Source organism: Allomuricauda sp. F6463D (genome assembly GCF_023015965.1).
In the GTDB taxonomy this organism is placed as follows: Bacteria; Bacteroidota; Bacteroidia; order Flavobacteriales; family Flavobacteriaceae; genus Flagellimonas.
The window spans coordinates 108,559-134,749 of record NZ_JALKAN010000004.1; the positions used below are offsets into that span (position 1 = coordinate 108,559).

The 26,191-nt window shown below is 41.3% G+C and carries 22 protein-coding genes and 2 tRNA genes; 13 read left to right on the top strand and 11 right to left on the bottom strand.

Annotated features, from left to right (window positions below):
• Positions 1–13: 13 nt before the first annotated feature.
• A complete protein-coding gene (gene gyrA / locus MWU56_RS15530; protein ID WP_247045951.1) occupies positions 14–2,542 on the top strand; it encodes a DNA gyrase subunit A in 2,529 nt (842 codons plus the stop codon).
• 49 nt (positions 2,543–2,591) lie between these two features.
• The gene (locus MWU56_RS15535) at positions 2,592–3,854 is read left to right on the top strand and encodes a tetratricopeptide repeat protein (protein WP_247045952.1); all 1,263 of its coding nucleotides are present in this window, start codon (positions 2,592–2,594) and stop codon (positions 3,852–3,854) included.
• Between the two features lie 47 nt (positions 3,855–3,901).
• Here MWU56_RS15535 and MWU56_RS15540 read toward each other — a convergent pair whose 3' ends face one another.
• Entirely contained in the window at positions 3,902–4,654 is a 753-nt protein-coding gene (locus MWU56_RS15540; protein WP_247045954.1) for a C40 family peptidase, read from the bottom strand.
• A gap of 20 nt (positions 4,655–4,674) precedes the next feature.
• The gene (locus MWU56_RS15545; protein WP_247045956.1) at positions 4,675–5,850 is read right to left on the bottom strand and encodes an acetyl-CoA C-acyltransferase; all 1,176 of its coding nucleotides are present in this window, start codon (positions 5,848–5,850) and stop codon (positions 4,675–4,677) included.
• Positions 5,851–5,963: 113 nt separating this feature from the next.
• Here MWU56_RS15545 and MWU56_RS15550 point away from each other — a divergent pair, with 113 nt between their 5' ends.
• The 7 genes from MWU56_RS15550 to MWU56_RS15580 all read left to right on the top strand — a co-directional run bounded on the left by MWU56_RS15550 (position 5,964) and on the right by MWU56_RS15580 (position 11,120).
• Entirely contained in the window at positions 5,964–8,000 is a 2,037-nt protein-coding gene (locus tag MWU56_RS15550) for an HD family phosphohydrolase (RefSeq protein WP_247045958.1), read from the top strand.
• Positions 8,001–8,110: 110 nt separating this feature from the next.
• A tRNA-Ser gene (locus tag MWU56_RS15555) sits at positions 8,111–8,194 on the top strand.
• Positions 8,195–8,211: 17 nt separating this feature from the next.
• A tRNA-Pro gene (locus MWU56_RS15560) sits at positions 8,212–8,286 on the top strand.
• 221 nt (positions 8,287–8,507) lie between these two features.
• Complete coding sequence (locus MWU56_RS15565) at positions 8,508–9,788, top strand: site-specific integrase (RefSeq protein ID WP_247045960.1); 1,281 nt, start codon at positions 8,508–8,510, stop codon at positions 9,786–9,788.
• A 95-nt stretch (positions 9,789–9,883) separates the two neighbouring features.
• Entirely contained in the window at positions 9,884–10,645 is a 762-nt protein-coding gene (locus tag MWU56_RS15570; RefSeq protein ID WP_247045961.1) for an SOS response-associated peptidase, read from the top strand.
• Positions 10,645–10,899: a hypothetical protein gene (locus tag MWU56_RS15575; protein ID WP_247045963.1), complete on the top strand. Its 255-nt coding sequence runs from the start codon at positions 10,645–10,647 to the stop codon at positions 10,897–10,899. Before MWU56_RS15570 ends, MWU56_RS15575 begins: the two co-directional genes overlap by 1 nt.
• 5 nt (positions 10,900–10,904) lie before the next feature.
• Positions 10,905–11,120, top strand: coding sequence for a hypothetical protein (locus MWU56_RS15580; protein ID WP_247045965.1), 216 nt, complete (start codon positions 10,905–10,907; stop codon positions 11,118–11,120).
• 54 nt (positions 11,121–11,174) lie between these two features.
• Here the strand turns inward: MWU56_RS15580 and MWU56_RS15585 are convergent, their stop codons facing one another.
• The 9 genes from MWU56_RS15585 to MWU56_RS15625 all read right to left on the bottom strand — a co-directional run bounded on the left by MWU56_RS15585 (position 11,175) and on the right by MWU56_RS15625 (position 19,134).
• On the bottom strand, positions 11,175–11,981 hold the full coding sequence (locus tag MWU56_RS15585) for a DUF4138 domain-containing protein (RefSeq protein WP_247045967.1): 807 nt from the start codon (positions 11,979–11,981) through the stop codon (positions 11,175–11,177).
• A gap of 2 nt (positions 11,982–11,983) precedes the next feature.
• Positions 11,984–12,895: a conjugative transposon protein TraM gene (traM, locus tag MWU56_RS15590; protein ID WP_247045969.1), complete on the bottom strand. Its 912-nt coding sequence runs from the start codon at positions 12,893–12,895 to the stop codon at positions 11,984–11,986.
• Positions 12,876–13,502 (bottom strand): conjugal transfer protein TraK, encoded by a 627-nt coding sequence (locus tag MWU56_RS15595; RefSeq protein ID WP_247045971.1) that lies wholly within the window; start codon positions 13,500–13,502, stop codon positions 12,876–12,878. The genes traM and MWU56_RS15595 overlap by 20 nt, the downstream gene beginning before the upstream one ends.
• An 11-nt stretch (positions 13,503–13,513) precedes the next feature.
• Positions 13,514–14,353 carry a hypothetical protein gene (locus MWU56_RS15600; protein ID WP_247045973.1) on the bottom strand — a complete coding sequence of 280 codons (840 nt, stop codon included), beginning with the start codon at positions 14,351–14,353 and terminating at the stop codon, positions 13,514–13,516.
• On the bottom strand, positions 14,353–14,958 hold the full coding sequence (locus MWU56_RS15605) for a conjugal transfer protein (RefSeq protein WP_247045975.1): 606 nt from the start codon (positions 14,956–14,958) through the stop codon (positions 14,353–14,355). Before MWU56_RS15605 ends, MWU56_RS15600 begins: the two co-directional genes overlap by 1 nt.
• Complete coding sequence (locus MWU56_RS15610) at positions 14,942–17,365, bottom strand: TraG family conjugative transposon ATPase (RefSeq protein ID WP_247045977.1); 2,424 nt, start codon at positions 17,363–17,365, stop codon at positions 14,942–14,944. Before MWU56_RS15610 ends, MWU56_RS15605 begins: the two co-directional genes overlap by 17 nt.
• Positions 17,358–17,636 (bottom strand): hypothetical protein, encoded by a 279-nt coding sequence (locus tag MWU56_RS15615; protein WP_247045979.1) that lies wholly within the window; start codon positions 17,634–17,636, stop codon positions 17,358–17,360. Before MWU56_RS15615 ends, MWU56_RS15610 begins: the two co-directional genes overlap by 8 nt.
• Complete coding sequence (locus MWU56_RS15620; RefSeq protein ID WP_247045981.1) at positions 17,636–17,923, bottom strand: hypothetical protein; 288 nt, start codon at positions 17,921–17,923, stop codon at positions 17,636–17,638. The genes MWU56_RS15615 and MWU56_RS15620 overlap by 1 nt, the downstream gene beginning before the upstream one ends.
• Before the next feature lie 374 nt (positions 17,924–18,297).
• A complete protein-coding gene (locus MWU56_RS15625; protein WP_247045983.1) occupies positions 18,298–19,134 on the bottom strand; it encodes a sulfite exporter TauE/SafE family protein in 837 nt (278 codons plus the stop codon).
• Positions 19,135–20,113: 979 nt separating this feature from the next.
• On the opposite strand from MWU56_RS15625, the gene MWU56_RS15630 reads away from it, so the two are divergent.
• The 4 genes from MWU56_RS15630 to MWU56_RS15645 are packed head-to-tail and all read left to right on the top strand — an operon-like array spanning position 20,114 to position 26,190.
• Entirely contained in the window at positions 20,114–20,548 is a 435-nt protein-coding gene (locus tag MWU56_RS15630; RefSeq protein WP_247045985.1) for a DUF5004 domain-containing protein, read from the top strand.
• 22 nt (positions 20,549–20,570) lie between these two features.
• Positions 20,571–21,536, top strand: a complete 966-nt coding sequence (locus tag MWU56_RS15635) for a DUF4961 domain-containing protein (RefSeq protein ID WP_247045986.1) — start codon at positions 20,571–20,573, stop codon at positions 21,534–21,536.
• A gap of 13 nt (positions 21,537–21,549) precedes the next feature.
• Positions 21,550–24,678, top strand: a complete 3,129-nt coding sequence (locus MWU56_RS15640; RefSeq protein WP_247045988.1) for a SusC/RagA family TonB-linked outer membrane protein — start codon at positions 21,550–21,552, stop codon at positions 24,676–24,678.
• Positions 24,679–24,690: 12 nt separating this feature from the next.
• Entirely contained in the window at positions 24,691–26,190 is a 1,500-nt protein-coding gene (locus tag MWU56_RS15645; RefSeq protein WP_247045990.1) for a RagB/SusD family nutrient uptake outer membrane protein, read from the top strand.
• The last annotated feature ends 1 nt before the right edge of the window (position 26,191 follow it).

Genomic DNA, 26,191 nt, shown 5'->3' on the forward strand with positions numbered 1-26,191 from the left:
ATAATAGATAAGCATGGCGGAAGGAGAAAAGTTAATTCCTATTAATATAGAGGATGAGATGAAATCTGCCTACATTGATTATTCAATGTCGGTCATTGTGTCACGTGCCCTGCCAGATGTTCGTGATGGTTTAAAACCTGTTCACAGAAGAGTGCTCTATGGAATGCACGATTTGGGGGTAAGGTCCAATAGTTCTCATAAAAAGTCTGCCCGTATTGTTGGGGAAGTTTTAGGTAAGTACCACCCACATGGTGATTCTTCGGTTTATGATACTATGGTGCGTATGGCCCAGGAATGGAGTCTTAGGTATATGCTAGTAGACGGTCAGGGTAACTTTGGTTCCGTTGATGGGGACAGCCCAGCGGCAATGCGTTATACCGAGGCCAAGATGCGCAAGATTGCAGAGGAGATGTTGGCGGATATAGACAAGGATACCGTTAAGCATCAACTTAATTTTGATGATACCATTGAAGAGCCTACGGTACTTCCAACACGGATTCCAAACTTATTGGTAAACGGAGCTTCCGGTATAGCGGTTGGTATGGCCACAAACATGCCTCCACACAACTTATCAGAGGTGGTTGATGGTACAATTGCCTATATAGAGAACCGCGATATCGAAATCGATGAGCTGATTACGCACATCAAAGCTCCTGATTTTCCAACAGGGGGAATCATTTATGGATATGATGGTGTAAAGGAAGCTTTCCATACGGGAAGAGGACGTGTGGTCATGCGGGCGAAAGCAACAATTGAAGAAGTTCAAGGGAAGGAAAGCATAGTTGTTACAGAAATCCCTTATCAAGTCAATAAGGCGGATATGATCAAAAAGACCGCCGATCTAGTCAATGAAAAGAAAATAGAAGGTATTTCCACTATTAGGGATGAATCCGATAGGAACGGAATGCGTATTGTTTATATTTTGAAGCGAGATGCCATTCCGAATATTGTACTTAATATGTTGTATAAGTACACTGCCCTTCAATCTTCTTTTAGTGTTAACAATATTGCGCTGGTAAAAGGCAGGCCGGAATTGTTGAACCTAAAGGAAATCATTCATCATTTTGTGGAACATCGGCACGAAGTAGTGGTTCGTAGAACCAAATTCGAGCTTAAAAAGGCAGAGGATCGTGCACATATTTTAGAAGGTCTTATAATTGCCTCGGACAATATTGATGAAGTAATTGCCATTATTAGAGGTTCCTCCAATGTTGAGGAAGCCCGTAACAGTTTAATTGAACGTTTTAAACTTACCGAAGTTCAGGCCAAGGCCATTGTGGAAATGCGATTGCGCCAACTTACTGGTCTGGAACAAGGTAAATTACGTGAGGAACATGCAGAGCTTTTAAATACCATCGAGGATTTAAAAGATATTCTTGAAAAGGAAGAACGTAGGATGCAGATCATCAAAGATGAACTTCTTGAGGTTAAGGAGAAGTATGGTGATGATAGAAGATCTGAAATCAATTACGCCGGAGGTGATTTGAGTATTGAGGATATGATACCGGATGAACAAGTGGTGATTACCATTTCCCATGCCGGGTACATTAAAAGAACTCCTTTGTCGGAGTATAAAACCCAAAATAGGGGAGGAGTGGGCCAAAAGGCATCCTCTACCCGAAATGAGGATTTCTTGGAACATTTGTTCGTGGGTACCAATCACCAGTACATGTTGTTCTTTACCCAAAAAGGAAAATGTTTCTGGATGCGTGTATTTGAAATACCGGAAGGAAGTAGAACATCCAAAGGTAGAGCGATACAGAATTTGATCAATATTGAGCAGGATGATAAGGTAAAAGCATTTATCTGTACACAAGACCTCAAGGATGAGGAATATGTGAACAATCATTTTGTGATTATGGCTACCAAAATGGGTACAGTTAAAAAAACGTCTTTGGAGCAGTACTCGAGACCACGTCAAAATGGAATTAATGCCATTACCATTAAAGAAAATGATGAACTGTTAGAGGCTAAATTAACAACAGGTACAAGTCAAATTTTCCTTGGTCTTAAATCAGGAAAAGCCATTCGTTTTGAAGAATCCAAAACAAGGCCAATGGGCAGAAATGCATCGGGTGTAAGGGGTATTAGGCTCGCTGATGACAATGATGAGGTTGTTGGTATGGTATCTGTACATAATTTTGAGGACAATATTTTGGTGGTTTCCGAGAGAGGTTATGGAAAACGATCCAATATAGAGGATTACCGTATAACCAATAGGGGTGGAAAAGGTGTTAAAACCATCTCCATTACCGAAAAAACAGGTGGTCTTGTCGCGATTAAAAATGTTACGGATACAGATGATCTAATGATTATCAACAAATCAGGGATCGCCATTCGAATGGGGGTTGAAAATTTAAGGGTGATGGGAAGAGCTACTCAGGGAGTTCGTTTAATCAATCTTAAGGACAATGATTCCATAGCAGCAGTTGCCAAAGTAATGAAAGAGGATGATCCAGTGGACGAAGTCGATATAAGGGACATCGAAGTTAAGGGGGAAGATGGCACGGCTATTGATAATAATACCGATGAAAAGGAATAAATTCAACTAAGTAATAATAAATAAACACTAAATAATTTCAATTTTAAACATGAGAACAAGAATATTAACACTATTAGCCATAGGAGTTTCCGTAATGGGCTTTGCTCAGAAGGATGAGATGAAGACGGCGGAAAAGGCGCTTAAAGATGGTGATGCAGCAGCTGCTAAAGCGGCTTTGACAAGTGCAGCATCTACCATAGATTCGGCCAAAGATAAAGATCAGGCCGAGTATTATGCACTTTTGGGAAATGCTAATTACGAATTGGCCAAGAAAGGCGATGTATCCGCTTTTCAATCTGCAGTAGATGCTTATAATAAAGTGATTGCTGTGGAAGAAACCAGTGGTAAATCCAAATTTAGTGCTGTGGCACAAGAGAAAATGTCTCAAATGACGGCTGATTTGGTTAACTCTGCAGTAGAGGACAACAACAATAAGAAGTTTAGTGAAGCTGCAGAGAAGCTTTATATGAGCTATAAGCTTAGCCCAAAAGATACAGTTTATCTGTATTATGCTGCTAGCAGTGCTGTAAATGGACAAAATTATGACGAAGCTTTAAAATATTATACAGAACTGAAGGATGTGGGATACAACGGAGAGTCTGTTACCTATACAGCAGTTAATGTAGAGTCCGGAGAAACAGAAACTATGGATATGGCCACACGTGACCTTTATGTAAAAGCTGGAACTCACAAAGACCCAAAAGAAGAGGTTAGTCCTTCAAAAAAACCTGAGATCGTAAAGAACATCGCATTGATCTACCAACAAATGGGTAACAATGAAAAGGCAGTAGAAGCTTATGCTGATGCAAGGGTTGAAAACCCAGATGATGTGAATTTGGTATTGGGAGAAGCTAATTTGTACTACGCAATGGGCGATAAGGACAAGTTTAAAGATTTAATGGCACAAGCCTCTGCAATGGCTCCAGATAACGCCGATTTGCTTTATAATATTGGTGTAATCAATATGGAGCAAGGCAACCTAGAGGACGCTAGGGATGCTTATAAAAAAACATTGGCTATTGATCCAGGTTATATCAATGCTCTATTAAACCTTTCCACTACTTATGTTAATGAAGGAAATGGGCTTATTGATGAAATGAATGCTTTGGGAAATTCAAAAGCAGACATTGCTAAATATGATGAGCTTAAAGAAAAAAAGGATAGCCTTTTTAGAGAAGGAGCAACTGTTTTGGAAGATGCTCTTCAGTCCAATCCGGACAATGAAAGTATCCTAACGCAATTGAAAAACATTTATGGAGCTTTGGGTGACAATGAAAACTTCATGAGGATTAAAAAGCTTTTGGGAGAATAGTAATTCTTCTCTTCAGTAAAAAAGCCCCAATAACTTTGGGGCTTTTTTTATATCACCTTTTTAATGACCCTTAGTTGATGGGTGTATAATTTTTCTTCCGAATTAAAGATTCCAGTATGATCTATTCTATCTGTTCGAACGTGGCCATTTACATGGATAATGTAATTGTTTTGTAATATGATTCCCACGTGGTTGATTACTCCTTCGTTATCATCAAAAAAAGCGAGATCACCAGGCTCGCTCTCTTCTATAAAACTTAATGCCTCACCTTGTTTGGATTGTTCCGCTGCGGTTCTCGCCAGTGAATGTCCGTTGATTCTGTAGACCATTTGGGTGAACCCGGAACAATCTATTCCAAAAGGAGTTTTACCCCCTGCTAAAAACGGTGCTTTCAAATACAGGATAGCCGTATCCACCAGACCATTTTTTGGTTTTTTTCCTGAATGACTACTTCCTTCAAAGGTGTGATTCAGTATTGGGAGTGTGTTCATCATAGAGCCCATAAGAATAGGTAGCAGTATACCATCCTCCGTACAAATATGGGATATGACATCGGAGCATATTTTATGAGGTTTCAATACCTCTATTTCGTTAAAAATCCCTTCAGAAATATAGGTAAGTTGTTTGTTGGAAATCCAACCTTCAAAATTGTCATAAGCCGTCCGAACTCTGCTCCATTTTTTTCTACTTTCCAATATTTTAAAGTGCTCCCCATATAATAATTGGGAAGACATTTCGGCACAATCGTCCGGATGTGTTCTAACGGGAACAATACTTAGAGGACAAATTCCATATTGCATTTACTGTACGGATTGAATCACTAATTTCTTTCCAAAATGATTGATGAAGCTCCACCACCGCCATTACAGATGGCTGCAGCTCCAAGTTTGGCATTATTTTGTCTTAATATGTTCAACAATGTAATCGTGATTCTGGCTCCAGAGCATCCCAAAGGGTGTCCCAAGGCTACAGCGCCACCATTTACATTTACATTTTTATCATTGAGCCCAAGAATCTTCATATTGGCCAGCCCAACAACGGAAAAAGCTTCATTAAACTCAAAAAAATCGATGTCCTCAATAGAAACACCGGCCCTGTCCAGCGCTTTAGGAAGCGCTTTTGCGGGAGCCGTTGTGAACCATTCGGGTTCGTGGGCTGCATCGGCATACCCTTTAATAGTTGCTAAAGGAGTAATTCCAAGCTCCTTGGCCTTATCTTCACTCATCAAAACAACGGCAGCGGCACCGTCGTTAATCGTGGATGCATTAGCCGCGGTAACTGTACCATCTTTGGAGAAAGCAGGTCTTAACCCGGGAACTTTTTCAAATTTTACATTTTTATATTCTTCGTCTTCATTCACTATAATAGGCTCGCCTCTTCTTTGTGGCACTTCAACTGGAATTACTTCATCATCAAATTTACCAGCTTTCCATGCTTCGGCCGACCTTTTATAAGATTGTATAGCGAATGCATCTTGGTCTTCTCTACTAAATTCATATTCGGTTGCGCAAGTATCTGCACAAACGCCCATGGCATTTTGGTCATATACATCAACAAGTCCATCTTTTTGCATTCCATCCACTAAGGTTGAGGGGCCAAATTTGGTTCCTTTCCTCATATGAACATAGTGAGGAATCAAACTCATGTTTTCCATGCCCCCTGCCACTACAATAGAGTTTTCCCCCAAAGCAATGGATTGTGCTGCTTGCATAATTGTTTTCATGCCCGAAGCACATACTTTATTAATAGTTGTGCAGGGCACTGTATTTGGTATTCCAGCAAAAATTGCAGCTTGTCTGGCGGGTGCTTGTCCAGTTCCTGCCTGTACTACATTGCCCATCAATACTTCTTCCACCAACCTTGGCTCAAGACCTATTTTGTCCAAGGCACCTTTGATGGCCACAGCTCCTAATTTTGGAGCGGGAACAGAGGATAGAGCGCCCATAAAGCTTCCAATTGGAGTTCTTGCGGCCGAGACTATTACTACTTTCTTCATATGTACATTTTTACTATTGCGAAAATACTAAATTTAAAAGCAAACCTATAAGTGTCATATGCAGCGGACATCTTATATATATTTTCTATTTTTGAAACTAACAGTTTTATGTAATGGGAAAAACTTTGGATAACGTTTATAAACACCAATCGCTGGTCTACAAATATTTCCTGTATGTTGTTTCCATAGCCATTATCGTATTTTTTTTCCCAAAGGGAGGTAAATTTAAATATGATTTTCAGAAAGGTAAACCATGGCAATATGAGAATTTATATGCTCCCATCGATTTTTCCATACAAAAGACGCAACAGGAAATAGCGGACGAGCAAGAATCCATTCGAACAAATAAAACTGATTACTACACCTTTGATGCCTCCATAGTTTCCAATGTCAAGGCAGCGGTTTTGGAAGACCTGAACGTGCTGTTTCAATCAGAAGGGTTTTCATCACTCCAGCGACAATCTTTACTGGAACTGGCGCCAGAGGCGGTAGAAATGATTTATACCCCCGGAATCTTTCAAGATATACCACAATCAAAATCTACTGTTGTAGTAAAAAACAATGAGGCCCAGCAGATTGCCACAAGTGATTATTTAGATCTTGAACAAGCAAAAAAGGAGGTGGTCGAATACCTTCCTAGGGAAAATGTTTCGGGTCTTGATCGTTTGCAGGGAATCATCAGAAATCGTCTTAAGGCTAATCTTTTGTATGATGCCACCCTAACAGAGAGTGCACTGAATGATAATCTTTCAAAGATTTCGTATACCCGAGGCGAAGTAGACCAAGGAAAATTGATTATTGCCAAGGGAGAAATTGTGGAATCTGAAGATTTTAAAATACTGAATTCTTTAAAGGACGAGTATGAATCCGAGCTTTGGATGGGAAGCAATTATTATTTTATACTTCTCGGTTATACGATTTTAGTTGCACTGGTTCTGATCATGTTGTTTCTTTTCTTGAAAAGGTATCGGATTGAAATTTTTCTGAACAACAATAAAGTAACTTTTATCTTCTTTAATATCTTGTTGATGGTAGTTGCCACAACCTTGATGGTAAAACATTACGAAAACTACATTTACATGGTTCCCTTGTGTATTTTACCATTGATATTAAAAAACTTTTTTGATGCCAGATTGGGATTGTTTGTCCATGTTTTGACCGTTTTGATTCTTGGTTTTGTGGTGCCCAATAGTTTTGAGTATATCTTTTTGCAGATCATTGCAGGAATAGTTACCATTCTAACCGTTTCTGAGTTGTATAAGAGAGCGAATCTATTTATATCGGTAGGTCAGATTACCTTCATCTATATCGTTGGTTATTTCGCATTTCACGCCATTCATGAGGGTAATCTTCAAAATATTGAATGGACATTGTTTGGGGTTTTTGTGTTGAACGGTCTATTGACCCTTTTTGTACAACCACTTATTTATATGTTTGAGAAGGTTTTTGGACTTATATCCGATGTGTCTTTGTTGGAACTATCCGATACCAATTCTAAATTGCTCAAAGAACTTTCGGACAAGGCACCTGGTACGTTTCATCATTCGCTTCAGGTAGCCAACCTTGCCGAGGCCGCTGCTAACGAAATCGGGGCCAATGCCATGTTGGTTAGGGTAGGAGCACTCTACCACGATATAGGTAAAATGGAGAAGCCTACCTATTTTACCGAAAACCAGATTACCAATGTGAATCCACATGATGACCTACCTCCAAAAGAAAGCGCTAAAATTATAATTAATCATGTAATCAATGGGATCGAAATAGCAAGGAAATATAAAATTCCAGATCGGGTCATTGACTTTATAAGAACCCATCATGGAACCACAGTGGTTTATTATTTTTTAAAAAAACAGCAAGAGTTGGATAAAGGGACTGATCCAGATAACTTTAAATATCCGGGGCCAATTCCATTTTCTAAAGAAACAGCTATACTAATGATGTCGGATGCTGTTGAGGCCGCTTCTAAAAGCTTAAAAAACCCAACTTTTACCATAATTGATGAGTTTGTGGAGAAAATAGTAAAAGGACAAATGCAGGCTAATCAGTTTTTAAATGCCGATATTACACTTAAAGAAATAGAAATGGTGAAAAAAGTGCTCAAACAGAAGCTTACAAACATCTATCATTTGAGGGTGGAATATCCTGAATAGCAGGGTAGTGATAAAAGTTCCATTAAAAAAATCAAAAAATAGTTGCGATCTTACTTCTGAAAAGGTACATTTGCATCCGCATTTTCAGAATGTACGATCTTATAAAAACAGGAGAGGTGCCGGAGTGGTAACGGAGCAGATTGCTAATCTGTCAGCGCGTAAGTGCTGCCCGGGTTCGAGTCCCGGTCTCTCCGCTTTTTCCAATACACCTCGGGGTGTAGCGTAGCCCGGTTATCGCGCCTGCTTTGGGAGCAGGAGGTCGCAGGTTCGAATCCTGCCACCCCGACATTTATGGTTTAATTGACAACAATCAAAACCATAATTAATTGAAAGCCAGAAAATTAATATTTTCTGGCTTTCTTTGTTTTGGTCTGAAATCAAGGGTGAGGATGTCCTATATGATGTCCTATTTTTGTCGGGGATAATTCCTTAACTTGTACTTCCTGATTCGATTTTTCGTGTGATTTGACTTTCGCTTAACGGATTGTTCCATTTAATGCGAAGCACATGAACAGCTCTAATTCATTCAGTATCAGCTTTTGGCTAAAAAAGTCGGCCAGAAAAAAAGATGGGCGGATTCCCATTTACGCCCGAATCAGATTTGAGGGAAGATATTCAGACCTCAGTGTCCATAGAACAACTTTAGAAGAACGATGGTGTCCTATTTTGGGTAAAATCGATCATCGTGCCAATCAGGCGAACAGTATCAACCGATATCTTGATGATGTCCATGCCAAACTTATGGAATGCCATCGGCAGTTAATGGCCGAGGGAGCGGTGGTCAATGCGAAGATCATCAAGTTGCGCTACCTTGGAAAGGACAAGGTGGTCCGAACATTAAAAGATATCATAGAATTCCATCGCATCCATGAAATGCCCAAGCTGGCCAAGGGCACGATCAAAAACTACTCGGCCACTGAAACCTATCTATTGCGATTTGTCAAAAAGAGATATCGGAGCGCAGATATCAAATTGGCCTTTATCGACTATGCCTTTATTCTGGAATTCGAGACCTATTTGCGAAATTGTGAGTCCATAGTCAAGAATATATCCTTGAGCAATAATGGAATTATGAAACATATGGAGCGTTTCAAAAAGCTGGTCACCCTTGCTTTTAAGTTTGGGTGTATGCCCCAAAATCCTTTTACCCTTTATACCATGAAGTTTGAATCCTATGACAGTGATTTCTTGGAAGAGGAGGATATCCAAAAATTAAAAGATTTGGTGCTCAAAGAGTCGGGAATCCATGTGGTCCGAGACATTTTCTTGTTTTCGTGCTATACCGGATTGAGCTATATTGAGGTAAAGCTGCTCAAGCAAGGAGATATTGTCAAGGGTATCGATGGTGACCTATGGATCAATGTCAAACGTAAAAAGACAAAGACACCGGTAAAGGTACCGCTCCTATATCAGGCCAAATGTATCTTGGAAAAATATGCCGACCATCCAAAGCATGAGAATGAATCTACCCTTCTCCCGGTGTTTTCCAATCAAAAAGTGAACAAGTATCTAAAGACCATTGCCCAAAAGGCCGGTATCGATAAATACCTGACCTTCCACGTGGCCCGACATACTTTTGCTACGACCATTACGCTAATGAACAATGTGCCGATTGAAACCGTTTCCAAACTATTGGGACACACCAAACTATCGACCACTAAGAAATATGCCAGGGTACTTGAAAAGAAGATAAGCAAGGATATGTCACATTTGAAGAAGTTAATGGATGGAAATCAAAAGGAGGAAACTAAAGACAGGAGAAATTTTGGTATGAGGGTCATTAGGTGAGCGGTTAAGCGTAAAAGTTTTTATCCCTGATCCACTATTGGAAGTGATAAAAGATATAGGTATCTTAATGCCAGTATCATCAGACAACCTCAATTATGTGCTACGATGTCAAAGCCCAGTTGGAATCTCAATTGAAAAGGGCCATGCGAAATGCGGATGAACATAGTATCCGTGAGATCAAGGAAAAGTTGGTCAGGGAAACGGACCTGCCCTTGTTCCATGTGACCGGTTTTCAGCACCCCAAAATGTTCATATACACTCATGATAGTCCGAACTATCCCGTGGTGTCCCAATGGGGCTTGGTCCCCAGTTGGGCCAGGGACAAAAAGGATATCTGGAACAAGACCCTGAACGCCCGGGGAGAGACCATCTTTGAGAAAAACTCATTTAAAAAGTCCGCAAAGGACAAGCGCTGCATCATTTGTATCGATGGGTTTTACGAACACCACCACCACGGAAAAGAGACCGTCCCCTATTACATATCCCGAAAAGACAAAAAGCCCCTTTCATTGGCAGGGCTGTGGAACGAATGGACGGACAAGGAAACGGGGGAAGTATTGAACACCTTTTCCATAGTGACCACGGAAGGGAATCCCATGATGGCCGAAATACACAACAACCCAAAACTCAAAGGCCCACGGATGCCGGTCATTTTACCCGACGCATTGGAAGATGAATGGTTGGTCGAATACAGGGATGAACTTGACAAAAAGAAACTGGAGGAACTTTTAAGACCCTATCCCGAATCGGAATTGACCGCCCATACCGTTGGAAAGCTCCGTGGTAAACATGCCGTTGGCAACCAATCTGAAGCCACGGATTATTTTGAATATACGGATGTTAAAGTTGAATATTGATGGGAATATATGACTATATGGCCTTGTGTAAGGACAAACAATGGGAAATCCTTTGGGAAGATGGTATTTTCCTAACTTCCTATAAATCCATTGACTGTTGGTTTATACTCTATGCCATTGATAAATTTTTTGTGGAATTGGAGCTTTGCCCACTTAAGGGGACTATTTTGGGAATGGGCGTATTTGTCCATGGGAAAAAAATGGACAAGTACATCAATGGGGAGCTCCATCAAATCTTTGGATTGAGACCTTGATTACTATGGTATATTCATTGAAACTAGCGCAACAAGTCTACCATTCCACTGACTTTAAAAAAACATTATTTGCCAACTATATGACCAACAGTAATGGGATTGATATGCAAAAATACGCACGGTTGGAAAAAAGACTTCTCTGTATGGGTGTGTACGGTGTTGAGGATTACCATAGAAAGGTCACTGCCTATATCCGGTTCTTGGAAGAAGTGATTGAGTGAATCAAGGATTTAGGGAATTATTGGCTCTGCGTATCTCACTGCCACATTTGAAGTTTAAAAGCGTTTAATCCGATATTTTAAAACAGTTTTTCTGCTACCTTTCGATTCATTCAAATCAAACAAAACTATTTCACCCGAGATTGGAACAAATTTGGGAAGTACATATACAAACCGTTTTGTCTCACCGCTTTTAATAGTCTTTGGTTGCTTAAAACGAAATATTGGTTCTATTGATAACCCTTGGTAGGCCGTCCTTCGTTTGTTGGTGCCGATTTTTCTCAGGATATCCAGATAGTTCATTGCGAAATCGATCGTCGAGCTGTTTTGTATGGCAAATACCAAATACATCTTGTCATCCTTATAGGTCATGCTTTCCAACCCTAATCGTATTCCATTTTTACGTTTGGTTTTTAGTATACCATGTTTTTGATCTAAAAGAAGGTTACAGTTTTTTATGAGTTCGGGGTCATGGGTTGCTTTTTTCATTTCAATTGCCTTCTTCTCTGGCAAGGGCCATGCATTCCCGATACTTTTTTCCAATCCGATGAAATAGTTGAATTGGGGCAGTTCTTTTGCATATTGCAGTAGAAAGGTATAGACCCTGCCATCTGATGTCATGACCAATAAATTACTGGTTTTCCCCTCCACAGCTTGCAATAGACCGAAGTATCCTTCCTTTTCCCGGTTATAGGTAAATACAAAACCTTGATGTCCGGTTACTGCTTTTTGGATGGGAATTGGAAAGAACAGGGCCACATTTTGATGTTCGTTGGCATATAATGTATCCAAGGCTTTTTGTGCATGGGTCTCTATCGAAATTGCTGTGATAATGAGGATAAGGTAGATTTGTTTTAAATACATGGTCAGGGTTTTAAGGTTAACTGATAATTGTTCGGGATGGACACTTTAATGGCTCGGTTATCCTTTCGGAAGATTCCTTTGATACCACCCAGTTGTGGGATGCCCGGAATATTGACCGCGCCAATGGTCTTGTCCAAGCTTTGAGCTGCAATCTCACCCCGTAGGTGGTTCTCCACATAAATGCCCTCCATCCTATCCTGTGCATCATATCCTTTTAGTGATATGGTTTGATCGCCAATTTGGGAAATCTCGATCATGACCCTGTTGGGACGGATCTTTACAAAACCATATACCCTGGTGTTCTTTGATAGATGGATTGCATTGAAAATGGCATCGGTAGAGAGCCGTAGGTCCAAACGATGCCCCTCCCTGATCGTTTGCATGCCATCTACCCGGACCTTGAGCCCGTCTTCCAACGTATGGTTTACGGTTTCTGGATTCGAGGCAAAAAATAGCTGGTGTTCCAAACCGAGTACTTCAGGATCGGTCTTGTTTGGTTCGGGCAGGGCAGTTTCAGGTAGGTTGTTTTTTTGTTCTTTGACAAGCGGACGGGCAGTAGGTTTCGGGTTTAGGTTTTTGGGATACTTGCCTTGCCCTGTCTCAAGGATGCTATCGATGATTCGATGCTTTTCATATTCCATGTAGTCCGGATTGAAATACCCCTTGTCATCCACCATATGGTCCGGATACATGGAGGGGGCGGAAGATTCCCTTTCCTCCTCGATGGCCTCCAGGGCTTCCAATTTGGATGCATATTCCGTATTGTTTTCCTTCAGGTCGGGTACAGGTATACGGTCGGGGTCCAATTCAGTTTTCGTGTCCTTGCCAAAGGTCATTATGGAATAGGCAGTGATGAACAGAACCACACAGGCCAGGAGCAGTACAAATACGATTTTATTTTGCTGTAATTTCATTGATGTCCATTTTACGTAAGGAGTTTTCAAAAAAGTCCGTGATCAACAGGCCGTGCGGGTTGTGCGGAAAATTGCGCTCCACTGTAATCAATCGGCCCGAGGTGAGCAGTTCATAGGTGTCCGTAACGGTACCCCGGTTGATATGGAACACCGTCCGCGTTTCGAAACGATAGGGTTTTTGGTTCATATCAATAGTGGAATCGATTCGTTCCACCTGTTGTACCAGCGAATATTGTAGCAATCGGTTATAGAAACCATTGGCCTTTTTTTGCCTGTAAAGCGCGTCCACGGAACCATTGCCCAACCAAAGGGCCTTTTCCATATGGTCCCCATAACTGCCCGCATCGACCCCATAGAACCATTGATGGAACCGCTCCAAATGGGAAAGGGCCTCGACCTCCAGATGCTCTCGTTGGTCCACCAGTTCCAAGGGAATGATATCCCCCATATCACTCACCACAAAGGCACTGTTGAGCATAGCCCTGTGCATTCGGGTTACCATGGTTATGGAAATGATGCAGACCATTCCGGAAACGATGACCACGGCCAGGACCACAGCACGGTTCATTTGCAATTGTTGTTGAATGTTTTTAAAGGGTGCTTTCATGTATGTGAGTTTTATCCGGTGAACAATCGAAGGGTAAAGCTGGTAGCCTTTCGGTATAGTTTGAACTTGAGGAGTACGATAAAACCAATGGACCCGAACTCGATTATCGGTGCAAAGAATTCGTCGCCCCAGTCCGTTCCGAAGAGACTGCCCCAAAAGTTGGTGTTGATCTCAGTATACAGATTGTTCACGAATACATTGACCAGAAAAAAGGCGGGTACCAGCATGTAGACCCCCGCATAGAGTTTGAAATAGGTATAGGCCAAGTTTCGGAACTTTTCAAATACCGATAGACTGATGACCAAGGGAAAAAAGGCCTGAAGGATACCCAAAAGGAAATAACGTTCTGCCAAAAAAAGGGGATAGATAAAGATATCCAATAACCAAAGGAGCACTCCGATGATAAAAGCCAGCATCTTTAATCCATATAAGGGTGTGACCAAAGCTTCGTACAATATGGCCATGGCTTTCTTGGCGGCTTCCAGGGCACCCACGTCCCGTTCCAGGTCCACATCCTGCAGCTGCAAGGGGAGGAGTGCCGGAGCCGTGTCCCGGTATTGGGATTCGATGGCCACCAGTATCCCATCGAACGCCCCCAATACCTGTGTGGAAAAGAGGACCAATAATACAATCAAAAAGTTCTTGGCCAGTTCCGTTGGGGTAAGCCCCCAGGTGTGGCCATCGGTACCCGCAATACCCTCATTGTATTTCTTTAGGATATTGACCAAAAAGAACAGCACGGCCAGCCCCTTCATTCCTACTATGGTGTATTGTGAAAAGTCACTGTCCTTGATGGTCTGGAAGACCGCATCCACATATTCCAATCCTATGCCCAAAAAGAAGTTTGACATCAGTATTTTTTTTCACGATTGTTGATGATATCCTGCATCTTACGGAAGGAAATAATCTCCCGGTACCTTCGGGTCTTGACTTCCAGTTCGGCCACCATTTCTTGGGACTGCTCTTTCTTTTCCATCAGGATGGCCGTGCGCTCCGCATCAGTCATTTTTAGAAGGTCACTGGACAGGATCTGGTTGACAAAATCCAGATCATCGATGGCAGTATCCATGATAACCCCAAAGGAACTGGATATTTGGTTCACCTCATGGGCCTTGATATAGGGGGAGTTTAGAATATCCCTCAGGTCATCTTGGACCGTGTGAAACAGGATCTCATTGTTCTTGGCGAGCTCCTTTACCGCTTTCAATTGTTTTATGGTATTGCTGACCTTGACAATGTTCTCTTTTTGCTCTTTTAAAAAGTTTACGGTATTCAACAGTTCCGAGGTCTGTTTAGCGGATTCCAAGAGGGATTTGGTCATGCTGATAAAGTTGGTATTATCAAACACCGGCATCCCCTGGGCCGTGGCACGGCCAGGCAGGTTAATGGCCAAGATCAGGGCCAAGGCCAAAGTATAGGCCATGTTTCTGGGTCTAGTGCTATTTTTTGGATTCATATTCCGTTGTTTTTTGTTTTATAAATTCCTTGATGGCCTGTTCCATATCCCGGGTCTTTTCAAAACGTTCCATGATTTGGTGGTTTTCTGCCCCGTCCGTGAGATAGGCCGCATAGACCTCTGGGGGAACTTCCAGGCGAAAGACATTGCTTTCTTTGCCGATCTTGATAAAAATCTCGGTATACCTTCTATTCCCTGTCAGCTTGTTGCGGATGGACTTCAGTTGGTTCAGGTCATGGCCGGACAAACTCAGCCTGTCCTTTAATGCTTCATAACCCTTTTCGTTGCGCAGACTGTATATGACCTGGGTGTTTTCCAGAATACTGGCCGAAGTTGAATTTTCCGGTAGTTGGTTGATGGATTGCAAGACAATGCCAATGGCTCCATTTTGCTTTCGGATGGCCTGGTAATAGAATTCCACGCTTTCCAAAACATTCGGAAACTTCAATTGTTTGGCAAACTCGTCGAAAAGGATGATGCCCCGCTCCGAGCGGTTGCGCCAAATGGTTCGTTGGATGGCGGATTTGATGAGCTTGAGCATGACCGAAAGGATTTCCTTATTGTCCCGCACCTCGTCCAGTTCAAAGACAATCAGTCGTTTGTCCTCGATGGTAAAGGTCTGGTCTGCCCCGATAGTGAACAGAAAACTGTACAGTCCCCCTTCCACGTATTCCGATAGGATGTGCAAAAAGCTATAGACACTAAAGTCGCGTTCGTCCAGCCTGAGCTCTTGGAGCAAGCAATCTTTTTTACTGTCGACATAACGGTATAGTGACGACAGGGAATGTTGGGTCCGGATATGTTTGTAGTAATGCAACAATACTTTTTTTACGGCCACTTCCTTGGATTTGTTAACCTTGGTTTCCGCCAATAGTTCCAAAACGAATAGGGCGAGGTCCTCCAAACGTTCCGGTGTCAGGTCGGAATCATCACCGATATAAAAGGGATTGATGCCCAGGTTTTTTCCTTTCTCATATCTGAGGATGACATGGTCATCGGGATAGAGCTGGGCAAATTTGCTGTAGGACCCGCCTAGGTCGATAATGACCATTCGGACTCCCGATTCAAAATACTGTCTCAAAATATTGTTGGCCAAAAAGGACTTGCCTTCCCCAGTCGGTGCAAAAATGGCAAAGTTCCTGGCCTTGATGCGTTTTTTTTTCGCATCCCATACATCTTTGAGCACTGGGATATTGTAGTGCCTATCATTGAATGCCACGCCCTTATCATCGGAGCGGTAATTGGTATTGTTCAAGTACAGGCACAGGGCATGTTTCAGGTCGGTCACAAAAAGATCTTCGTTGGAGAAGTTGGTGGCATGACAAGGATGGGAATTTAAAAAGTAATGTTTCCGCTCTTCTCCATGGGGGTGGTAGGGGCGCACATCCAATTCTTTGAAACCGGCCTTGATCTTGGATGCTATTTCCTTGATGACACCTGGCTCGGTATGCCAGTAAACAAGGTTTAGATGACCCCTGATGATACGGGAACTTTCATCGGTATTGATCTGATCTACGATTTGCCGGATCTTTTTAAGGACGACCTTGTTCTGCGTTCCGAAATTTGAACTTTTGGAAAGTTCTTCGATCTTTTTGTCCAAGGCCTTGCGCCATCTGTGCCTGTCGTCCAGATACAGGATGTGGTTGATGATATGGTTCTCCTGTAGCTCCAATCCCAGACCATCGAGAAAACCTTGGTGAAATATAAAATCGTCCTGGGCAAAATTATCATTGGGGATACTGCTCTGGACCGTTTCCCCGAAGCACTGTTCATTGTTGACGGCTATCACATCAAAAAAATGGTCACCTATTTGGATGGGTCTTTGGTTCAGTTGGATATCGGTTTCAAAATCAAGATTGAACCCATTGAAATATGTATGGGTATGATCTAAGATAGCTTTGGTCTCCATTGGAGAAACGGCGATACTTTTGGAATTGTTGATATAGGCAACCGCATCGTTCACCGCCGTGATGAATCCGGCTACCTGTACATCCAATTTTCTGTGATATCCTTTGTCCATTCTTCGAAAGGGATTGACATATTTGGTAGCGTTCAATGTCTTGTCCAAAGGGAGTACAAAGAAGAGGTAGCTTTTATGGACCAAATATTCCCTTCCCTTAAAATGCCTATGGGTGGCTTTTCCCAAAAAGGTGGTATTGGGAAGGGATTCCGCAGTATATCCTTTCTTTTGATAGCAATCCTGTTTGTGGATCACGGTTCCGTTAGGGAGGGATTTAAAGGCTTGGAACCAGATGCCATGTAGTGTCTCAAAATCCGATTCGGAAAGGGAGTACACCTCCGGCAGGGCCACTTGATAGCACAGTAGAACATTGCCGTTGTTGGCAAAGACCACTTGATTTTGGATATCGAGGATAGGATGATAGGTGTTCAAGTTGATTTTAGTCATAGGGCAATGGACTCAATCGTTTAGTACTGATGGCATCGGGAAATTTTTTTTGGAGGGGGATTTGGAAAGGTCTTTTGACCCACCGCACCAATGCCCCATAAAGCAAGGCATTGAACAGCAGTAGGGCCACGATGACACCAAAATTGAAGGAAAAGATGATGACCAATAGGGAACCGATGACCGATACCATTTGTAGGACAAAAAGGGCTATGGGGAGTCCCATGACCATCGCTTGTTTTCGGATGTTCCGATAGACCTGATACCTTTTCATTAGACTACGATTCCAATGAGATAGGTAAAGATGCCCACGACGGCACCGGCGATAAGTACAAATACGAGTACACGTGTGATGCCTTTTTTAAGGTCTGAATTCTCCCCAAAAAAATGTCCGGCATTAAAAAGGAAACCTACTAAAAAGATGACCCCAAGGATAATGGGGAAGATGGCCCGGATGGTTTCGGAAATATCATTGACGGAATCCTCAATACCTCCGATCTGGGCCAAAGTGGAACTGGAAACAAAAAGTAAGAGGATGGTAACAAAAAGTGATTTTCGCATATCGTAAACGTTTTTGGGTTGGACGATTTTTGATACTTGAAAAGTACTTTGTATTCTATTTAAAAAACTGAAAATCAGTATTTTGTGTATATTATAGTATGTAGGGGATTATGGCATGGAATACACTGAATTGGTGTCAACCGATATGGGAAAAAAAGAGGGATTGTTGATAAGCTGATTTTGTAAAATGACAATATGGGAACAAAACGTCAAGTTGACCTCCTGGAGGGTTGGTATCTCTGGACTTTTAGATGGGCAGGGTCAGTAGAAGAAAGGTTGAATACATCGATTATGAAATAGTTTAGGTCTGACATGAGAAAGTTGTTTTAAAAACACAAGTAGATGTAATTTTTTTAAGAAAATACTTAGGGTAATTAAATAGTAAAAACATCAGAATCCAACACTAATCTAATCCCCACAATTAACAACAAAACTGCGAATGCTTTTTTCAAGGTTGCTGCAGGTAATTTATGTGCAAGTTTTGCTCCGATTGGTGCGGTGAAAAAGCTAGCTAAACTCACACAAATAAATGCATAAACATGTACAAAGCCAAACACGCCATTAGGTAATGTTTCTTTGATACTGGCATCAAGAAATTGCCCAAAGACAAGAAACCCAATTGCACCTGCACTTGCAATAGGTAAGCCACAAGCAGCTGATGTACCTACTGCATTCTGAATTTTCAAACCATAATTACTCAATAATGGAACCGTTAATGTACCTCCTCCAATACCAAAAATAGCAGAAGCAATACCAATAAAACCTCCTAAACCTGTTTGTCCAATAGGCGAAGGTAGTTTGCTAAAGTCATTTTCTTCCAAGGTTCTATTTTTCATAAGCAACATTTTTAATCCTACCAAAAATGCACCTACACCAATTATTACCTGAAGCGAATTACCATGGATAATAGATGTGATACCTGCACCAATTAATGAACCTATTACCAGTCCTGGTGCCATATGTTTCCATACATTCCAGTTTACGGCACCCCGACTGTGGTGAGCTCGAAGTGAACTAATAGATGTAACAATGATTGTTGCTAGAGATGTACCAATACCAATATGTGTAAGTGCAGATTGAGGAATACCTTGTGCTGTAAAAATGTAAATTAATGCTGGTACGATTACCATACCTCCACCAATTCCAAATAAGCCTGCAAGTATGCCAGCAAATGCACCCGCAGCGAGAAAGTAAAGAATAAATATATCCATGAATGGAGTAAGTAAATTGTTTTTTGTTTAAAGGTCGCTATATGGCAATATTAAGATGAAATGAAGCGTAAAAGTAGACCATTATTTGATTAATAAATTAGGATTATTCTACTTTTATACAGTACAGTTTTAAAGGGAGGAGCTCATCATGTATAAGAAGTTTGGAACAAGGCATATACTTGAAAAACACCTATACTCCAAACTATGGTCCCCAATGATAAGGTTCTACCAATAATTCGGTTAAAAGCAATGATAGTAAAGTTGACCTTGTAAGTTTTTAGTTGTTCCTGTTCCTTAAAAAAAAAACGATAAAGTATTCTGCTATAAGTAAAATGGAAGAGCGATAAAAATACAAGAAACAATACCGTCAAAACTTTTAAAAAAAAGCATACTTTTCAGTTTTTAGCGCGTCCAGAACAGCGGAAGCTTCAAAAAAGTTGATTACTTCCTCCAAAATGGCATTTAAGAAATCCATAGGTCAATTTATATAGGTTATTGTTAGTATAGCCAGTATGTGGACATAATAAATGTTGAATTTCAAATAGATAATATTTTTAAATGTATGAACATATGAACATAAGTAGATTTTCGATTTACGAAAACGTTTTATGGTGTTTTGACCTAAGAAGCACGAAAGAAGACTATTTGAATAGATTTTATAAAATTGTTAAATTTTCATGCAGTAGAATGATAATGAATTAAAAAAAGAACTTTTTTTTTGGAGAGATGAGATAATAATCTATATTTGAACATATGTATGAACATATGAACATATAAATATTGATTTCCCGCTTATTGACTGTTAGAGAGTTCTTTGTTTAGAGTGTTCAAAAAATAATTATTTAAGTTGTTGAGTTTAATTTTGAAAGAAAAAAGGGTGATATGGAGACATTGTAAAATAAGCCTTCGATCTTCCTTTTTTCTCTTTTTTGGCACGGCGGCCTTACCGTAAACTAACTAATTATCAAACTTTAGAGTTATGAAATGCTTACGATTAATTATGACCTTGTCGATTCTAGCCTTTATCAGCTGTGATGACGACCCTGAGCAGAACCCGGAAGGGTTTACCGAGTTTGTTGTTGATATCGAGGGGAATTGGAAAGTAGACCAAGTCCTCCAAAATGGAAACGACATAACGGCACTTATGGATTTTCAATCCTTTTCACTTCAGCTGGATTATGAGAATGGGGAGCCTTCGTCTTTCTCTTTTCCAAGTCAGACAGTTCCCTTTGTGTTAAGTGACCTCAGTGGTGATTGGTCCTTTGATGACCCTGTGTATCCTACAAAACTAAATTTTTCAGATGGTACCAGTTTGGATATTCAAGGAGCTGTTCTTTCTGGATCGAATAAGATGACAGTAATCGTCCCGTTAGGATGTTCATCAAATACCTATACCTATAAACTGAGCAAATAACAAGAAACCAATATGCACTAAAATGAAGAACAAACTAAACAAACTAAAACGCATTATTTTTCAACCAAAGGCACTGTTTCTATTGTTTTTGTTGTTGAGCATGTGCGTGACCATAACCAACGTAAACCAACCTTCATCCGTTACAGTTGGTGAACAAATGGATGTAACTATCGATGTTGACGTAGCACCTGCGGAGGATGCGGCTTATAATATCGTGTTTGGGGTTTTGGTTCCGGAAGCATGGGATATCGCTTCCAACGCAACGGTCACTTATACTTTGGACAACGGCGATGGGACCATGCGTTTGGCCAATGGCTCTGATCCCGACTATAAAACCCCTATAACAGATCTTGCAGGAATTGGTGAAAATTACGGTCTTGTGGAATGGGTAGTTTTTATTTCCGATCAAACTGTTTCGGGAGCCAATGGTGTAAACTTTTCGGGCCAAATTCAGCTTTCCATGGATGTGGGAACGGAAAATATTAAAACACAGTTAGGTTACATTGTAGGTACTTCCGGCTACGGTATCACGCCAGGGGAGACTGATATTAGATTTACTCCTTGCATGGAAGTTACCGGAGGGGCAAACCCTGTAATCGATTTATGTGGCCCCCTTCCATTTCCTGTAACCTTTCAACCCGCGGAATATACCTATGATGATATTATCCATATCGGTTTTGATGCAAAAAAAGGACCCGAAGGCGCTCCAACCGCCCTATCAGGGGCCACAGATGTTTATCTGTGCGCCAAAGCTGTTATAGATGGAGAAGCGGTGGTAGCATGCGATATTTCCGATATAACTAAAATGCGTTCGATTGGCACCGATCAATGGAATGTATCTGTTTGGCCAAGACAACTTTTTAATGCTCAGCCTAGTCAAGAAATAACAGATATCACTTTCAGTTTTAAAAACCAGAATGGGGATGTCGAGGTCAAGAATCCAGACACAGGTGAAGATTTTCAACTAATACCCAACTGTGCAAATTAAAAACATGACGATTATGAAAAATAGAATAAAAGGCCTTTTTGTCGTTTTTTTGATGCTTGGCAATCTACTTGCCTTTGCACAAAATATAACCATAAATGGGGTGATTACGGCAGAGGATGATGGTTTTCCGCTACCTGGGGCAAATGTGATAGTGAAAGGAATGTCCATTGGGGCATCGGCAAATTTTGATGGAGAGTATACCCTTGAGGTTCCCAATGAGGATGTAATCTTGATTTTTAGTTATCAAGGGTTCAGTTCCCGAGAAGTTACAGTGGGTAAACAGCGAACAATCAACATAGTGTTAAAAACAGATGTGAACGAATTGGATGAGGTAGTGATAATAGGTTATGGAAGTACGACCAAGAAGGACCTTACCGGATCTATTGCCACTATAAAGTCGGAAGACCTTGAGGCTGTCCGCTCCACAACGGCAGATGATTTTGTGCAAGGTAGAGTTTCCGGTGTGTTGTTAACACAAACCTCAGGTCAGCCGGGAGGAGCTACCTCCGTACGAATACGGGGCAGTAGTTCCATAAACGCAAGTAACGAGCCCTTGTACGTAATAGATGGTTTTCCGGTAGATAACAACAGCGATAACCTTTCTGCTGGTGTAGCAGAAGGCCCTTCCATAAACGCCTTATCTACCTTAAGTGCAAATGATATAGCATCCATCGATGTGTTGAAAGATGCATCTGCTACCGCTATATATGGGTCTCGTGGCGCCAATGGAGTAATTATTATTACTACCAAACGCGGGTTAAATGGGGAAGTTCAAATCAACTATGATACGTATGTTGGGGTAAGTAAGGTTATTCAGAAGTTGGATGTATTGGATGCCTCGCAGTTTGCGTTTTTTGTGAATGAATCCAGGTACAATGGTTCCGGTGAGCCAAGATTTTACACAGATCCAAATTCTTTTGGAGTGGGTACAGATTGGCAAGATGAGATTTTTAGGACAGCCATAACCAAAAGTCATGACCTTTCCATAAAGGGTGGTAATCAAGACATTAAGTACGCTATTTCCGGATCATATTTAGATCAGGAAGGCGTAGTTATCGAAACCGACTTTAAGCGCTACAATTTTAGGGTAAACCTCGATTTTAAAGCTACAGAAAAGCTTTCCATAGAAAACTCTTTGAGTTTGAACAAGACAGATTTCAATACGGCCAGAACAGAAACAACAGGAGGTACAGAAGTTGCAAGTAGTGCCATTACAGGGGCATACCAGTTTAATCCGTTGTTACCTGTTTTTGATCCTGAAGGAAATTATACCAAAGGTAATTTTATTGTGCAGAACAATGGAACCTTTGTAAACGATGTAAACAATATTCAAGAACAAATTCCAAATTTTCCAAGTCCGGTGGCCTTTCAAAATTTATCGGAAAGCCAGGGTAAGGCAACAAGAATATTGGACAACTTGGCCATTAAATGGAATTTTGCAGAGAAATTCCAGTTGAAGACAACACTCGGGGTGGATATGAATATCAATGAGCAATTTTACTTTAGGACAGAGGAAATAGACTTTGGGAATACACCAGGAGCTTTCGCTGCTCAGGCCAAGAACACGGCTACAAGTTATTTGGCGGAAACTACCGTAACCTACACCAACACATTTAGTAATAGGCATCGGTTGAACGCTTTGGTCGGGGCATCATGGCAAGATTTTAGCATAGAAACCCTTTCGGGCGATGCCTTGGGTTTCCCAACCGAGAATTTTGGTTCCAATAATTTGGGACTTGGCCTAAATCCTGGAGTAAATTCCAATATTATAGAATCACGATTGATTTCTTACTTCGGTAGGGTAAACTATATTTTGGACAACAAATATATTTTTACCGTTACTTCCCGAGTAGATGGTTCATCCAAGTTTGGCGATGGAAACAAGTATGGTTTTTTTCCTTCGGGAGCATTCGCTTGGAATGTTTCGGAAGAAGAATTTCTTCAAGATTCGGGCCTCTATCTTAAGCTGCGCTTAGGTTATGGTATAATAGGGAATGAGTCGATCGCACCATATTCCGCCCAATCAACATTTAAACCTACATACCATTTTTTTAACGACAATGCGGTAGTGGGACAATTACCCAGTACTCCGGCCAATAGTGCTCTTAAATGGGAACGTACCGAACAATACAATGTAGGATTGGACCTTGGTTTCTTTAATGACCGGTTGGGACTTACCATCGATGCTTACCAGAAGAATACGGACGATTTGCTGTTGAACCTGCAAGTGCCTTCGCAAACTGGGTACATTCAAAGTGTGGTCAATGCCGGAAGTGTTCGCAATCAGGGAATAGAGTTGGGCATCAATGCACAATTGTTCAAAGGTGGATTCAATTGGGATGTAAACCTAACAGGGGCATATAACAAGAACAAAATACTGGATCTGGCCGGTTTGGACAATATTCCCACAGGTTTTGGGATTTTGGGGATAACCAATTGGCAGTTGCTCGAAGAGGATGGTGAAATCGGGGCGTTTTACGGCTATGTTTCTGATGGAATCATTCAATTGGACGATGACCCCACGACCACTCCGACCTTTGCGACAGATACATTTACTCCAGGAGAACGTAAATACAAGGACCTGAACGGGGATGGGGTAATCGATGCCGATAACGACAGAACGTTTATCGGAAACCCTATACCGGAATATACTTTTGGTATCAACAACACGATTACATGGAATAATTGGGACCTTAACGTATTCATGCAAGGTGTATATGGTAATGAAATAGCCAACTTTAATAGGATAAACCTGGAAAACCTAAATGGACAGGGAAATGTTTTGTTGGAAGCATTCTCTAATAGATGGACACCGGAAAATCCAAGTAATACCTATACTAGGGCTGCGGATGGTCCCAGAAATATTGTGTTCTCGGATAACTATGTAGAAGATGGCTCCTATTTAAGGCTAAAATCCGCCACTTTGGGATATTCCATATCAAGTAAGTTCTTGTCCAAAATGAACATAAATAAACTCCGACTCTATGCTACCGGGAAAAACTTGTTCACCATCACCAATTATAGTGGGGTCGATCCCGAAGTAAGTTTTGGAGGTCAGAACAATAATTTGAGTGCCGGTGCGGACTTCGGCGGGTATCCAACATCTAGAACGTATCTGTTGGGCCTTAACATAAACTTTTAAAAAATCAAAATCATGAAACAATTCAAAAATTATAGAATTTACTTCGCTGCCCTGATTTTGATCATGGGTTGTGAAAGTGCCTTGGAAGAAGATGTGAAGACCTTTTATACCGAAGATACATTTTACCAAACAGAACAAGATGCCAAACTGGCCATAAACGGTATATATGGACATTTGGGAGCCACTTTCGATGAGACCCTGAATTCCAAAGGACTGTATTTTGCAAATTACTGGACAGCCAATGCTCTTTTATCGGATGAAGGGGAGACGAGTTTTAATCGAGGAGATGGCTACAACCAACTTTCGGCAATGGCACATACACCGGAGAACACCATAGCACTGGAAATTTGGTCCAATCTTTATTTAGGTATAAATGCAGCCAATATGGCCATTATCAATATCCCGGATATAGAAATGAACGAGGAGACCAAAGACGATTTATTGGGCGAAGCCTATTTTTTGCGAGGACTTCTTTATTTTGAATTGGTGCGTTTTTTCGGAGAAGTACCGTTACAGTTAGAACCTCAGACTGTTTTTACGTCCAGTGCATTTTTGGGCAGGGCATCAGTCTCTGAAGTCTATTCACAGATTTTTGCAGACTTGACCATTGCAGAAGAACATCTTCCAGAAGAACAAACAGGAATGGACAATGGTAGGCCCACTAATTGGTCGGCAAAAGCCTATTTGGCCAAGGCAGCGCTTCAACAAGGAGAAAGCCTTCAGCTTGCCAAGACCAAACTGGAAGATATTATGTTAAGTGGACGGTTCGGTCTATGGGAAGATTATGCAGATGTATTCAAGATAGAGAACAACAACGGAAAAGAGGTTCTGTTTGCAATAAGTTTTTTAGAAGGAACGGATTTGTTCACGACCCTTTGGGAAGGCGGGCATTTGGTATTTAGGACCCTTCCCGGAGGTGTTTACGATGGAAGACCCAATGGAGGAGGGCTTGAAATACCCACTATGGCCCTCTACGAATCTTTCGATGATGAGGACAGGAGAAAAGAAGTCACTTTTATGTCCGAAGATGTGGTCAACGGAGAATTGGTGGAGTTTAGTTCCCCACACATTGTAAAGTACTGGGATAGAGTAGCAGAACCCTTGGTAAATAATACGGCCAATGACCTGCAACTTATTCGGTATGCAGATATTCTCTTAATGTATGCCGAGGTATTGAACGAGCAGAATAGTGGCAGCACTCCCGATGCCTTGGATGCTATTAACCAAGTAAGAAGAAGAGCTAGGTTTGCGGACGGGGTAGAAAGGGATGTACTTCCCGATCTATCGGCAATGGGATATGATGCATTTAAGGAAGCTATATTGGAAGAACGAAAAAAGGAGCTGACATGGGAGGGTCACCGATGGTTCGATTTGGTTCGATTTGGCAAGTTGGAAGAAAAGGTCTCCGAAGCAAAGCCCGAAGTTCCTGTAGCGGCACGACATTACTTATTGCCTATTCCACAAAGGGAAAGGGATATTAACCAAAATTTGTCACAGAACCCAGGTTACTAAA

What these genes read in the sequence shown, in the direction of transcription:
- MWU56_RS15595 (WP_247045971.1), bottom strand. Translation starts at nt 13,502, where the DNA reads ATGAAAGCACCCTTTAAAAACATTCAACAACAATTGCAAATGAACCGT.
- gyrA (WP_247045951.1), top strand. Translation starts at nt 14, where the DNA reads ATGGCGGAAGGAGAAAAGTTAATTCCTATTAATATAGAGGATGAGATG.
- MWU56_RS15605 (WP_247045975.1), bottom strand. Translation starts at nt 14,958, where the DNA reads ATGAATCCAAAAAATAGCACTAGACCCAGAAACATGGCCTATACTTTG.
- MWU56_RS15645 (WP_247045990.1), top strand. Translation starts at nt 24,691, where the DNA reads ATGAAACAATTCAAAAATTATAGAATTTACTTCGCTGCCCTGATTTTG.
- MWU56_RS15585 (WP_247045967.1), bottom strand. Translation starts at nt 11,981, where the DNA reads ATGTATTTAAAACAAATCTACCTTATCCTCATTATCACAGCAATTTCG.
- MWU56_RS15550 (WP_247045958.1), top strand. Translation starts at nt 5,964, where the DNA reads ATGGGAAAAACTTTGGATAACGTTTATAAACACCAATCGCTGGTCTAC.
- MWU56_RS15640 (WP_247045988.1), top strand. Translation starts at nt 21,550, where the DNA reads ATGAAAAATAGAATAAAAGGCCTTTTTGTCGTTTTTTTGATGCTTGGC.
- MWU56_RS15610 (WP_247045977.1), bottom strand. Translation starts at nt 17,365, where the DNA reads ATGACTAAAATCAACTTGAACACCTATCATCCTATCCTCGATATCCAA.
- MWU56_RS15620 (WP_247045981.1), bottom strand. Translation starts at nt 17,923, where the DNA reads ATGCGAAAATCACTTTTTGTTACCATCCTCTTACTTTTTGTTTCCAGT.
- MWU56_RS15540 (WP_247045954.1), bottom strand. Translation starts at nt 4,654, where the DNA reads ATGCAATATGGAATTTGTCCTCTAAGTATTGTTCCCGTTAGAACACAT.
- MWU56_RS15575 (WP_247045963.1), top strand. Translation starts at nt 10,645, where the DNA reads ATGGGAATATATGACTATATGGCCTTGTGTAAGGACAAACAATGGGAA.
- MWU56_RS15600 (WP_247045973.1), bottom strand. Translation starts at nt 14,353, where the DNA reads ATGTCAAACTTCTTTTTGGGCATAGGATTGGAATATGTGGATGCGGTC.
- MWU56_RS15580 (WP_247045965.1), top strand. Translation starts at nt 10,905, where the DNA reads ATGGTATATTCATTGAAACTAGCGCAACAAGTCTACCATTCCACTGAC.
- traM (WP_247045969.1), bottom strand. Translation starts at nt 12,895, where the DNA reads ATGAAATTACAGCAAAATAAAATCGTATTTGTACTGCTCCTGGCCTGT.
- MWU56_RS15535 (WP_247045952.1), top strand. Translation starts at nt 2,592, where the DNA reads ATGAGAACAAGAATATTAACACTATTAGCCATAGGAGTTTCCGTAATG.
- MWU56_RS15635 (WP_247045986.1), top strand. Translation starts at nt 20,571, where the DNA reads ATGAAGAACAAACTAAACAAACTAAAACGCATTATTTTTCAACCAAAG.
- MWU56_RS15545 (WP_247045956.1), bottom strand. Translation starts at nt 5,850, where the DNA reads ATGAAGAAAGTAGTAATAGTCTCGGCCGCAAGAACTCCAATTGGAAGC.
- MWU56_RS15625 (WP_247045983.1), bottom strand. Translation starts at nt 19,134, where the DNA reads ATGGATATATTTATTCTTTACTTTCTCGCTGCGGGTGCATTTGCTGGC.
- MWU56_RS15630 (WP_247045985.1), top strand. Translation starts at nt 20,114, where the DNA reads ATGAAATGCTTACGATTAATTATGACCTTGTCGATTCTAGCCTTTATC.
- MWU56_RS15570 (WP_247045961.1), top strand. Translation starts at nt 9,884, where the DNA reads ATGTGCTACGATGTCAAAGCCCAGTTGGAATCTCAATTGAAAAGGGCC.
- MWU56_RS15615 (WP_247045979.1), bottom strand. Translation starts at nt 17,636, where the DNA reads ATGAAAAGGTATCAGGTCTATCGGAACATCCGAAAACAAGCGATGGTC.
- MWU56_RS15565 (WP_247045960.1), top strand. Translation starts at nt 8,508, where the DNA reads ATGAACAGCTCTAATTCATTCAGTATCAGCTTTTGGCTAAAAAAGTCG.